Below are 12,411 nucleotides of genomic sequence, written 5' to 3' on the forward strand. Positions count from 1 at the left end.
ATGAAACTGCGTAATATTTGCCAGTGGGCTGGGGTGCTGATGTTGGTTTCCTTCTCTAGCCAGGCGGCCAACGTGAGCAACAGTTATTTCTTTATCGAAAATCAGGTGGATGGAGAGTACTTCATCACGCCACAGAGCACCGATCCCCGTTTCAGCGGTGCCAACGCGTTTACCAAATATGCGTCAGGCGATCAACGCAGTTTGGGCTATATGGGCTATACCGGGCTGATCCAGACCAATTCGTTCGCCGATATCTGGTTGGAGGATTCTCCCATCGCTCGGCCATTTATCGGTAACCGCTGTATGAATAATGGTAGCGCTTGCCCCTCTAACGGTTATCTGCCGGGCTATATTGGCGATAATGGCGTTTATCACGTGGAGGTTAACACCAGCAACGGCGAAGCGCGTTATGGACGTGGTATTTTCTCTGATTCGGCTTATGAGTATTTTAAAAATGTGTCGGTAGGCTTGACGGAGATTTATAAATACCGTTTCTGCTCTACCCGCACGGACTACAACCCTGCAGCAGGGCAAAGCTGTGTCAGCGTAGGCGGCTCGCAGACCAGCCATGAATTCACCATCACCAAAGCGGGTAATTTGCGGTTGGAATCTACCAACGCACTGCAGGAAATTTTTATCGACAGCAATGGCAATCCGGTGATGGGAACGGGTTCTCAGTTCTGCTCTGTGGGCTATATTGGCTCACTGAGTGGCGCGATCTGTAAGCTGGTGTCTTATCAGATGCAGGGGAGCACCCTTTCGCCGATGCGCATGAACATGAAGCTCAACACTGCTGCGCTTGGGTTTACGCCTGCGGCAAATACCATTCGCCTGAGTGCCGATGGTGCCAGTGGTTGGGTAAACTACAGCGCCACGACCAACGCGGCGAATTTGATCAAAGCCGGTAACGGCGGTATTTATGTATTTTTATCGCAGACCTTCCTGAAGAACCTGATCGATCGGGGAGTGGATCTGAGCCACAGCAAGGACTTCTTCACTTTCCTGTTCACCAGTACGGTGGCGCCGCAGTCCGGATATTACGAATTTTCACCTTCGAACACTATCTTGCTGGTTCCGCGCGATTATGGGATTAGCATTATCTCCAAGGACTTGGTACTTAATCCCAAGCGTGAAGGCAAAGTCGGCAGCACAGAACCGCCGATCGTGTTCGACTATATTTTGACTACCTCTGGCCCAAGGCAGGCTGATAGCATTACCGCGCAGGTTTACGGTCCGGCAGGGCAGGTCAATGGGCGCCCGTACTGCGTCTTTTCCTCCACCGACGGTAAGCTTAGGGTGCCGTTCTCGGCCTATCTGGCTTATACCGATAACGTTGGGCAAGTGGTCCGCACGCGTGCCAGCTGTGATGATGTACCTATCAGCCTGAATGCGGCTCGTTGGGTAAGAACCGCCTGGCCGGTTCCCTCACAAAACGACGGCAGCTTTTATCGTACCGAGTTGTCTCTCAGCTTCCCGATGAATGAGGGCAATTCGATGTGGACCCTGGATGGACGGGATTGGATGGGGATTGTCAGCGCCACCGGTGAGGTAAGGGTCAGGGCGGTCTGGACCGGCCCTGATATCCATTAGGATTGAAAATGACGATAAGACTAGGGTGGTGGCTAGCGGGGCTGATGTTGGCGTTTCCGGTGCAGGCAGTTTATCTCTCGTCCGGAGTATTTACTCTGGAGAGCGATCGCACCTTCTTCTCGCGCCAGTTTGTTAACAACACCAAAGAGACCAATCTGTATGTGATCGGTGCCTATCGGATTGCCAAACCGGGGGTTGATGAACAACCTCAGCCGCTAGAACAGGGCGAACTGCTCTATACCCCACTGCGCAAAATACTGGAGCCGGGGGCGTGGGAATATTTCAAGATCTTCTATCGCGGCCCGGCGGACGAGCGCGAGCGCTATTATCGCATAGTGATCCAAGAGATCCCGGCCAACTTAATGGAGATGCAGGGGGAAGACAAGACACCGCTGGTATCCCCGACCATGGCGCTAGATACCATCATGGTCGTTCGCCCGCGCAAGATGCGTTTCACTTATCACTATGAACCGCTGGCCGGGGTGTTGAAAAACACCGGCAATACCTATTTCCGCGTGATGATTCATCAGGGCTGCGACGGGCAGGATGACACCGCCAAAGTGTTCAATCTGTTGCCGGGTGAAAGCTATCGTGGTGCCGATCTGCGTGGGCAGAATCGCAAGTTTATTATCGGTTTCAACAAGTATCAGCGTCTTGGGGAGCAGTGTTTCGAGCAGGGGCAGGAGTAGGATCCCCACCCCAGTTCACCACCAAAGCTAGACTTCCTTGCGCCCCAGGTAGCGCTCTTTCATCAAAGAAACGCCAATCGCAATATCCAGTACTGGCGAAGGCGGCAGGTAATTTGCCTTACCGAGTTCCTGCATCGCGCCAATCAGCGGATGGTCGATCCCCAGCACATAGTCTGCCAATAACGTCCCGGCAATGGTTTGCTTGGACACGCCTGCGCCGTTACAACCTCCGGCAGTATAAATGCCTTTCTTTAATTCGCCCCAAACCGGCGCACCATTGCGGGTGACGCTGATGGTGCCAGACCAGGTACTGGTCAGAGGCACATCCCGCAGCTGTGGGTAAATCTTGTTGAAAATCTGCTGATGTAACAGGGTTGCCTGATAGGTCTGCGCAGCGGTGATCCGGCCGTTCAAGGCTGGCGTCACATGTTGGCGGATCAGGAAACGGTGATCCTGAGTATAGCGCACCGTTGCTCCAGCGATCGCGTTGACCGGCGTTAGCCCCCAACTGCTCATGGTTGGCAGCTTTTGGCGTTGCTCTGCGGTTAATGGCGCGGTGATGCTGGCGAAGGTGGCCATTGCCGCCTGCTGGCTGGTGACCGGAGCCAACTCCCTGGAGAGGGCGTTGGTGGCTAACATCACGTTGGCCGCTCTAATCGTGCCAAAGGGGGTGACCACCTGCGTCACGTTACCGTGCCGGATCGCCATCACCGGGGTATGGTTATACATCGTCACGTTGTCCGGCAGATTATTTGCCAGGCCGACGATCAGGCTGGCAGGATTAACCAGGATCGAGCTTGGGGTATAGATGCCCTTATTATAAAAACGAGTACCCAATTTTCGATACAGCGCTTCCTTATCCAATATTTGATAAGGCTCGCTCATGGCATCGAGATTGTCGGTATATTCTTTGAGCACCCGCTGATTAGCGGCGTCAACCTGGCAGTGATATTTGCCGGCATTCTCCCATTCGCATTCGATCCCTTGTTGCTCAATTTGCTGGGTTAATTGATTGATCCCTTCTTGTAATAAAGAACGATACGACTGGGCTTTTTTCAACTCCGCCGTAGAGCTGCCAATATTATGAGGTAAGCCGATAATAAACCCTGAATTTCTGGCCGAAGAACTCTCAGCCGCACAGGCCGCATCAACGATGATGATCTTCAGTTTAGGATCGTGGCTGGCTAGCCTTCTTGCGAAGGAAATCCCGGCGAAGCCGCAGCCTACGACCACCCAGTCAGCCTCGGTATCGCCGATCAGCGTTGGGTAAACGGTGGGGCGAAGGTCAGGTTTCAACCAACCATTTTGGTTTTGATTTAACGGCACCGATGCATATTTCAAACTCAAGGTCCTTTTTAAAATGTTTGCCACTCAAGGTCACTAAATAGGGTTATAAAACATTTAACCACTCTGAACCAGCAGATTCAGCCGTTGCTCATTCCCCTCAATTTATTGACGGTAAGTTATTTATAAGCAACCGTTAAGCATTGAGGCGCCTCATTGGATTACCGCATTTTGACAATTGCCTGGGGAGTGCAAGCGGGGCGATCCTCTGCGGCCTAAATTGAGATCACTGAGCAGATTTATTTCTGATTTTTTCTTGTTTTCCCTTTATTCCCCAGCCATAGCTGTTTAGTATCGGAATTGATGAGAATGACCCATTTTCTGAGGTTTTCTTCTGAAAATCGGCTATCCCCGCCCAAGATAGTAGAGTTGTTAACTGCATTATGATTGTAACTTAGTGGATTTAACTATCCTAAACGGATTTCTAAAAAATATAAGAACGGAAATATTCTATGTCACAGATGTTAGCGCTTTTGATTGTAATGGTGATTTTATACCTGGGAGATGCGGTATCCGTGCGTACTAAAGCCTGGATCCCTTCTGTATTTGTCTGTGCGGTGTTGTTCCTGTTCGGCTACTGGACGTTTTTCCCGAAGGATATCGTCAGCCTGGCTGGTATCACACCGGCGGTAGCGGTGATGCTGATGTATCTGCTGATCACCAACATGGGGACGCTGCTCTCGGTGCCTGAGCTGATGCGGCAATGGAAAACCATTGTGATCTCGCTGTCGGGGATTGCTGGCATTATCGCCGCCGTGTTTGCGACCTGCATGCTGATGTTTGATATGAACACCGCCATCGTGACCATTCCCCCATTGGTTGGTGGCATCGTTTCGGCGTTGATCATGTCGAAGGGGGCAGCCAGCGCGGGCCTGGTCGATCTCTCGGTATTTGCTATCCTGATCTACGTAATGCAAGGGTTTGCCGGTTATCCGTTAACCGCCATCATGCTGCAGCGGGAAGGCAAACGCGTGCTGAAAAAGTATCGCAATGGCGAATGGCACGAATCTGCCGCGCAATTGCCAGCCGATAAAATGCCAACCACGGTCAGCGCGGAAGAAAAAATGCCGCGTATGTTTGGCCTGATCCCGGCCCATTACAATACCAGCTACTTCAAGTTCCTGCGCCTGGCGCTGGTAGGCTACCTGGCTTATCTGGTATCAGACCTGCTGGCCCCGGTGGTCGCCATAAGCCCGTTCGTGCTGTGTTTGCTGTTTGGTGTCGTGGCCGCCACGATCGGCTTCCTGGAAAAACAACCGCTGCAGAAAGCCAACGGCTTCGGATTTGCGGTGATGGGGCTGATGCTGTTTATCTTTGACACCCTGAATAGAGCAACCCCGGAAATGCTGCTGCGGCTGGTATTCCCGATGCTGGTGCTGATCGCTGTTGCAGTGGTGGGCATGTTTATCGTCTCGTGGATCGTGGGTAAATTCCTTGGCGTCAGCATGGAGATGGCCTTCGCGATCTCCCTTACGGCGATGTATGGCTTCCCGGCGGATTACATCATCACTAACGAAGCGATAACGGCGCTGACCAAAGACGAAAAAGAGCGTGAGATCCTGACACACCATATGCTGGCACCGATGCTGGTCGGCGGATTTATTTCCGTGACCATGGTTTCCGTGGTGTTGGCGGGCGTTATGGTCGGTTACATCACCCCAATCGCAGGATAAGTCATGAGCTATGCAAATCAGCTGCGTATTCAGCAGCACCTGGAACAACTGGCCGAGTTTACGGCTACGCCGGGCGAAGGCACGACGCGTATGAGTTACAGCCCGCAGGGCCAACAGGCTCGGGCTTATATCAAGGCACAGATGGAGGCGGCTGGCCTCAGCGTACGTGAGGATGCCATCGGCAATATCTTCGGCAAGAGTCAGGCGCAGGACCCGGCATTGCCGAGCGTGATGATCGGCTCCCACTTTGACTCGGTGCCCAACGGTGGCGCTTTCGACGGCCCCGCCGGAGTGGTGATGGGGTTGGAAGTGGCCAAGCTGTTCCAGGAACATCGGTTATTGCCGCGTTACCCGCTAGAAGTGGTGGCGCTGGTGGAAGAGGAAGGGGCTAGCTTTGGCCGTGGCCTGCTGGCTTCCTGTGCGATTGCAGGTAAGGTGGATGCCGCAGAGTTGCACCGCCTGCGGGATAGCCAGGGGCAATCGGCAGCACAGTGCATGGCGCAGGTCGGTTTTGATGCCGATCGGGTGGCCAGCGTGGTGCGGGAGCCGCAAACTCTCAAGGCGTTTATCGAGCTGCATATTGAGCAAGGGCCGGTGCTGGAACAGGAAGGGTTAGACGTTGGCCTGGTAGACGTGATCGTCGGTATCACTCAGTTGGTTGTCACCATCACCGGTAAGGCCGGGCATGCGGGCACCACGCCGATGGATCGTCGCCATGATGCGTTGGTGGCCGCCAGTCAGGTGATCGCCCGCGTTGGCGATTTTGCCCGTGAGGCTGGTGATGAAACGGTCGCCACCACGGGGAAAATTCAGGTGTTCCCTAACGGGGCGAACGTGATACCAAGCAAGGTGATTTTCACCGTCGATATCCGTTCCAAGCGATTGGATAAGCTGCAACAGGTGGTTGAGCAAACCAAAGCCTGTATCCAACAGCAGGCCGGGGCGGGGATCGCCTGCCAGATTGAACAACCGTTGCTGGTAGAGCCGACGCGTCTGCACAGCGGTATCCACAGCCAGCTACAAAAACACAGCGAAGCGCTGGGGCTGAGCCACCGGACCATGGTCAGCGGAGCCGGGCATGATGCGATGATTTTTGCCGGGATCACCGATGTGGGACTGGTGTTTGTTCCTAGCAAGGACGGCCTGAGCCATCATCCCGACGAGTGGACCGACTATGAGCAAATTCAGAAAGGCATCGACGTTATTTTTCAAACGGTAAAAGAGATCACAGAGGCAAGCAGTTATGACTAATAAAGCTATCGCGCAATCCATTAAAGCCCACGTGGAGGCGATGATTGCGTTCCGTCGCGATCTGCATGCTCACCCGGAACTGCCTTGGGAAGAGGTACGCACCACCCAGAAGGTGGCGCAAGCGCTGGAGGAGATCGGTATTCCTTATCGTCTGACGACGCCAACGGGCGTGATTGCCGAGATTACCGGTGGGCAGCCTGGCAAGACCGTGGCCCTTCGCGCCGATATGGATGCGTTACCGGTACAGGAACTCAACGACTCATTAAGTTATAAATCGCAAACCGATGGGAAGATGCACGCCTGTGGGCACGATGCCCACACTGCCATGCTACTGACGGCGGCGAAAGCCTTGTATGAAAACCGTGAGAGCCTGCGTGGCAACGTACGGCTGATTTTCCAACCTGCTGAAGAGATTGCTCAAGGTGCGCGTGAAATGGTGAAGCAGGGCGCGATCGAGGGCGTGGATAACGCGTTTGGCATGCATATCTGGACTACCAGCCCGTCGGGCAAGGTGTCTTGTAATGTCGGCTCTACTTTTGCTTCTGCGGATTTGCTGAAGGTGAAGTTCAAAGGGCGAGGCGGTCACGGCTCAATGCCAGAGGCCTGTGTGGATGCAGCGGTCGTTGCTTCGGCCTTCGTGATGAACGTGCAGGCGATCGTTTCCCGTGAAACTTCGCCGTTAGAGTCGGCAGTCGTTACCATCGGCAAAATGGAAGTTGGCACCCGGTTTAACGTGATTGCTGAAAATGCGGTGCTGGATGGCACGGTGCGCTGCTTTAACGTCGAGGCACGTGAGCGTATCAAGGCTGCGATTGAGCGTTACGCAGAGCATACCGCGGCCATTTATGGCGCGACCTCACAGGTGGAATACACATACGGCACCTTGCCGGTGATCAACGAGGAACGCAGCGCGTTGTTGGCACAATCGGTAGTGCGTTCGGCCTTCGGCGACGAGGTGCTGTTTGCCGAAAAACCGACGACCGGCGGTGAGGATTTCAGCTTCTTTATTGAAAATATCCCCGGTTGCTTTGCTCTGTTAGGCTGCGGCAACCCAGAGAAAGGCACCGACTGGGCGCACCACCACGGCTGCTTCAATATCGATGAAGACGTGATGGCGACCGGCGCGGAGTTGTATGCGCAGTATGCCTGGAGCTACTTGCAGCAGGATGCGTTTTAAGCCCGATAGCTTTATTGGGCAACATTGAGTGCGGCGTTCGACCCCTCACCCCAACCCTCTCCCACAGGGAGAGGGAGCTGTCCGGAGCTGTAGTCAGGTGCAGAAGTTAACCTGTGGCACAGCATGCTTCGCTGTTTAGCATTCTCGGTATTGAGGTCAGATGTGGGAGTTAATCCGTGGCACATTCGGTCCCCTCTCCTTTTGGGCTGAGTGATCCCCAGTAATATGGTCAGCATCCCATGACCATATTACTGTACTCATTCCCTAACTTTTTCAGCATATTAACTATATTCATCCGTCTCACTATTCCCGGTCTGTCTCTCAGGACCTCACCAGCAAGCCTCAGATACGACAGGATCCGCCTCCCTTTCTCACTATTTGCCTGATAATGCCGATGAAGTTGTTTCTTTTCCGCCATATACCCCGTCAGCCACATCACCAGGCTGGCCATCGCTGCCACTACACTCAGAACCGCCAGGCGACCCCAGCCCTGGCTGCGGCTTAGTCTCAGCCCATATCCGAAGCGCGGACTTTTTTCGTCGCGGAAGTTCTGCTCTATCTGCATCCGACGACTGTAGAGGGTCATTATCTGATGAGGCTCCAGGCCTTCAACATTACTGAACAGCAACCACGGTTCCTGAGCGCTACTTCGATGCTCTTTCTCCGTTTTTGACCGTCTGCCTTTTCCGTGACGTCCCGCCGATGGGCGCTTTTGCAGATAAAAGCTACCGTAACAAGGCATCCTCGGCTTACGAGCAAGTACACCGTAACCGACTTTTATGGGGGTGCTCTCCGCCTGCAAGTCACTGATTTTCATCCAGCGGGTGCTTCCTTCCAACTGGAAGCAGACGAGCCCTCTGACCCTGCCCGTAAAACACCAGCCCAGTTGGCTTATGTGCCTGAACCAGTCAGTTCTGAAGCCCGCATCCGTGATTATTGTGACGGGTTTTCCGTCGGGAATGGCCGCGTGGAGACGGTCAAGGAAGGCGCACTGAACCTGGCTGTTTTGTGCCAGCCAGGCGGGCACCACTTCGCTCATCAGAGGGAGTGAACGGCCATTACAGATTAGGCTTGCTCGCAGCAGATGCCAGTTTTTGTCATGCCATCCGCTCCAGTCGACAGCAATAACGCAGAACGGCATCAGTGAGGTGATAGACCGGGTAAGCATCTGTTGAATAAGGGGAAGCTCGTGATGAAGAGCAGTATTACCGAGGGCCCGATCAACACGCTTAATTTTATTTTTGACGTGAGCCCTGCCTGGAAGCGAACGGCCGAGACTGGTCAGCGTCAAGTCAGCGCCGTTGCAAAGTGCAATGGTCATAGAGATAAGCACATTGATCCGAAAGGAATGGATACCACGTAAAGACGCGGAGAAAAATTTCTGGCAAACTGTTTGTAAAGGCACGATGAGGTCTCTTCTGTTTTGTTAGCGCAACCAGTAGATCACACTTCATCGTGCCTTTCATTTTTTTGTGGGGATTCCTCAGCCTTTTGGGAGAGGGTTAGGGTGAGGGGCCTCACTGTACTTATCAGTCCTCCGGCCCGCTCATCTCGCCGATAAAGTCCATTCTGTCACTGAGCCAGGTGTTCACTATCGCATCGGCGGCTTTGGCCGCATCGCTGGCCGAGAAATGCTTCTCGGTTTGCAACCAGCCCATGGTTGCTAGACGTGCTGGTTCAATGGCGACAAGCACCTGCTCGCGTTGTTCTTTCGGCCAAACCTTATCATCAGACCAACTGCGGATTATCTGTGCAGGATCGCCCGTGGCTGGCGTGTTCTGACTTGGTTTAAGGAAATCCTCGGGAGAGACGGTGGCGCGCAGGCGGAACATCGCCCAATCGGCATAGCTGGCAAAGCGAATGGTGCCGCTATTTTCACTGGCCTTGCCAATCATCGGTTCTATTAACTTAGTAAGTTGCTGCCAGGCTGGCCGTTCGAACAGATCTCCCTGCGGTGAGCAAATGGGGGCCTGTGAATCACGAGACGATCCATATAATGCCCCAAAGGCTTCATAAGCCGCTGCGCCCTGCTGCTTGAAGATAAAACAGTGCACATAGGGGCGGCCATCGGCGTTTTCATACCCGGCTCGCTCAATGGTCATACGCAATAGCGTCAAAACCGCAACATCATGGCCGGTCTTGGGATCGTTCTCGATATCATGTAACACTGACTGGGAGAATGTGTCGTCGTTCATCGCCTTGATCACGCTTTGATGCCTGGTTTCTACCTCTGTATCCGTGACCTTGCTGGTGGGGGCAAACTGATGCAGGTAAATCAGCCAGGCGGAGGCCAGCGGGCCGCGATACTGCTGCAACTGCTGTGCCGCAGCGGCTGGGTCTGCCGGAATGCTGGCGATGATGTTATCTAGCGCCGAGGCGGCCTGCTTGGAAGTGTTCTGCAACTGGGTAGCGCGTTGGCTAAATAAATCGCTCAGGCAGCTTTCCTGACCGTTGCAGGCATCCCGTTGCTTTAACCAGCTACGTTGCTCGGTGCGTAACGCGTCGGCCTGATCCCCTGGCAGGCTTGCCATCGCCGCCTGGTAATTTTCGCTCAGCTGTCCGTCTAGGCTGCTCAGATCCGGGTTATTACAGATGCTATGCTCGACATCGCTGGTGGCTTTGGCACAGTCGAAAGAGGCGGCTTGCACCGTCGTATTGGCCCCGAACGCCAGGCATAGGCAGAGCAACAAGCGCGATAAAGGATGGCTGGCCAATGTTGTACTACGGTGAGGGTTAGCGCGTTGAAGCCTGGCGATCATGCTGAGTTCCTTTTGGTTGTCTATTGGTTCGCCCAGTCACTATTTTTAGCTTATCGCCTATGGACTTGTTTTAGGCCAAACTGTTCGCTGTCATCAAGCGCCTGTTTTGTCCAATGAACTTTTTGCCCTTTGCGCTGCAAAAATAGCCTTGGCATCTTCATGTTCAACACTCTCCCCGTTTGCTATAGAGTGACGGGCTGCATTGACTTTTTCTTCCAAAAAATGGCGATACTCATGGTGTTCAATATATTGCCGCATAAGCTCACGAACAACTTGTGATGCTGGGCGATGCTCCGCCTCGGCGGCAGCCATAAAAGTATCGCGGAGTTCGGCTTCAAGCTTCATGGTAAAAACGGCCTGTTTACTCATAGATAAATCCTCATCAAGGTACTAACTAAGTATATACCTTTTTATTGCCTTGAAGAAAATGACAGGGCGTTTTCATTAGGGAGACAATACCGCAATAAATCCGTGCAAAAAACAGACTGGATGGATTTACAAGAAGTTGTTCCATAGGTTGGAATTGTGATCGCAAAATGCGGTAGAGACTTGCAGATTATGAGGGCTAGCTTAAAGTCTTTGCTCTATCCTTACTCGATTTTATTACTTATATACAATAGATTGGGAGCGATTCCATTGTATCTATGTAATAACTCCATGGAAGGAAGGCGACTTTGCAGTTCTAACACCCAAAACCGCCCCCAACTCATCAACCCAGCGCAGCAAACCCCGCGCGGATCTCATCTTCCGGTAATTCGATGCCGATAAACACCATCGTGCTTTTGCACTCTTCTTCCGGCAACCATTCACGGTCCCAGTCGGCGTTATACAGACGCTGCACGCCCTGGAACAACAAGCGGCGCGGTTCGTCTTTGATCGACAAAATCCCTTTGTAGCGCAGCAGGTTATCGGCGAATTTCAGCAATAAACCTTCCATCACTTCGGAAATCTGCATCAGTTCCAGCGGCTGGTCGTGGTACACCACGATCGACTGGATGTTGTTCTGTGCCTGCGGGATACGGCGGAACAGTGGGGCCGGTGCTGCCACGTTGAGCTTATCGTTAAGCACAAAGCCTTCGATATCGAACAGCACGCTGAGATCGATATCGCCGTGCGTCACTTTATATACCGGTGCGCGGGCGTTCATCAGTTGTAAACGCTGGATCAGCGCGTCGTTATCCGTTGCCACATCGGTCTTGGTCAGCAGGATGCGGTCGGCATAACCCACCTGGGCCTGCGAGATAGTGAACTGGTTCAACTGCTGATCGGCATGTACCGCATCCACCAGCGTGATAATCCCATCCAGCAGGAAGCGTTGGCCGATGACTTCGTGCGAGAAGAAGGTCTGGGTGATCGGGCCGGGATCGGCCATGCCGGTGCATTCAATAATCAGCCGGTCAAACTCCAGTTGCCCCTGATCGACGCCATCCAGCAGATCCAGCAGCGCGTCTGCCAGTTCGTTGGATTTGCTGCAACAGATGCAGCCGTTGCTGAGGGTGGTGATACGGCTGGCGCGGTCGCCAATCAGCGCGTTATCAATCGGCACTTCACCGAATTCGTTCTCGATGACGGCAATCTTGTAACCGTGGTTTGCATTCAGAATATGGCGCAGCAGGGTGGTTTTGCCTGCGCCCAAAAAGCCCGTCAGGATGGTGACTGCAATGGGTTTCATGCCTGGTCCTTGTTCTTACTTAACTAGCAACAGCGCATACCGCCTTTGCCATCGCCACCGTAGCGGGCATCCTGGCGTTCGCGGAAAAATTCTTTATAGGTCATCACCGGTTTGTCCGGATGGTTGTCTTTCATATGCTGGACGTAGGTATCGTAGTCAGGCACGCCCACTAACATGCGTGCGGCTTGCCCGAGATATTTACCCGCCTGGCCGAGGTTTCCGAACATGGGTCTGCTCCAAAGAAAAAATACCCTAC

At 53.4% G+C, this 12,411-nt stretch carries 11 protein-coding genes; 5 read left to right on the top strand and 6 right to left on the bottom strand.

Going from position 1 to position 12,411, the window contains the following annotated elements:
* Positions 1 to 1,590, top strand: a complete 1,590-nt coding sequence (locus tag D9980_RS23725) for a fimbrial protein (protein ID WP_121609078.1) — start codon at positions 1 to 3, stop codon at positions 1,588 to 1,590.
* A gap of 8 nt (positions 1,591 to 1,598) precedes the next feature.
* Complete coding sequence (locus D9980_RS23730) at positions 1,599 to 2,279, top strand: hypothetical protein (protein ID WP_162304321.1); 681 nt, start codon at positions 1,599 to 1,601, stop codon at positions 2,277 to 2,279.
* Between the two features lie 27 nt (positions 2,280 to 2,306).
* Here D9980_RS23730 and D9980_RS23735 read toward each other — a convergent pair whose 3' ends face one another.
* Complete coding sequence (locus D9980_RS23735) at positions 2,307 to 3,620, bottom strand: FAD-binding oxidoreductase (protein ID WP_121608610.1); 1,314 nt, start codon at positions 3,618 to 3,620, stop codon at positions 2,307 to 2,309.
* Positions 3,621 to 4,075: 455 nt separating this feature from the next.
* Between D9980_RS23735 and D9980_RS23740 the strand changes: the two genes are divergently transcribed.
* Genes D9980_RS23740 through D9980_RS23750 form a run of 3 tightly spaced genes read left to right on the top strand, consistent with a single transcriptional unit; the run spans position 4,076 to position 7,724 of the window.
* On the top strand, positions 4,076 to 5,296 hold the full coding sequence (locus D9980_RS23740) for a hypothetical protein (RefSeq protein WP_121608611.1): 1,221 nt from the start codon (positions 4,076 to 4,078) through the stop codon (positions 5,294 to 5,296).
* A 3-nt stretch (positions 5,297 to 5,299) separates the two neighbouring features.
* Positions 5,300 to 6,547: a Zn-dependent hydrolase gene (locus tag D9980_RS23745; RefSeq protein ID WP_024530865.1), complete on the top strand. Its 1,248-nt coding sequence runs from the start codon at positions 5,300 to 5,302 to the stop codon at positions 6,545 to 6,547.
* The gene (locus tag D9980_RS23750; protein ID WP_121608612.1) at positions 6,540 to 7,724 is read left to right on the top strand and encodes an amidohydrolase; all 1,185 of its coding nucleotides are present in this window, start codon (positions 6,540 to 6,542) and stop codon (positions 7,722 to 7,724) included. The genes D9980_RS23745 and D9980_RS23750 overlap by 8 nt, the downstream gene beginning before the upstream one ends.
* Positions 7,725 to 7,953: 229 nt before the next feature.
* On the opposite strand, the gene D9980_RS23755 is transcribed toward D9980_RS23750, so the two are convergent.
* The 5 genes from D9980_RS23755 to D9980_RS23775 form a co-directional block, all read right to left on the bottom strand.
* On the bottom strand, positions 7,954 to 9,129 hold the full coding sequence (locus D9980_RS23755) for an IS4 family transposase (RefSeq protein WP_121608613.1): 1,176 nt from the start codon (positions 9,127 to 9,129) through the stop codon (positions 7,954 to 7,956).
* Positions 9,130 to 9,253: 124 nt separating this feature from the next.
* Positions 9,254 to 10,483 carry a lysozyme inhibitor LprI family protein gene (locus D9980_RS23760; RefSeq protein WP_121608614.1) on the bottom strand — a complete coding sequence of 410 codons (1,230 nt, stop codon included), beginning with the start codon at positions 10,481 to 10,483 and terminating at the stop codon, positions 9,254 to 9,256.
* Positions 10,484 to 10,576: 93 nt separating this feature from the next.
* On the bottom strand, positions 10,577 to 10,852 hold the full coding sequence (locus tag D9980_RS23765) for an antitoxin of toxin-antitoxin stability system (protein ID WP_121608615.1): 276 nt from the start codon (positions 10,850 to 10,852) through the stop codon (positions 10,577 to 10,579).
* Between the two features lie 340 nt (positions 10,853 to 11,192).
* A complete protein-coding gene (yjiA, locus tag D9980_RS23770; protein WP_121608616.1) occupies positions 11,193 to 12,155 on the bottom strand; it encodes a GTPase in 963 nt (320 codons plus the stop codon).
* 23 nt (positions 12,156 to 12,178) lie between these two features.
* On the bottom strand, positions 12,179 to 12,382 hold the full coding sequence (locus tag D9980_RS23775) for a YbdD/YjiX family protein (RefSeq protein ID WP_021179159.1): 204 nt from the start codon (positions 12,380 to 12,382) through the stop codon (positions 12,179 to 12,181).
* Positions 12,383 to 12,411: the final 29 nt, after the last annotated feature.

The sequence above is a fragment of the Serratia sp. 3ACOL1 genome, assembly GCF_003668775.1.
Taxonomy (GTDB): Bacteria; Pseudomonadota; Gammaproteobacteria; order Enterobacterales; family Enterobacteriaceae; genus Chania; species Chania fonticola.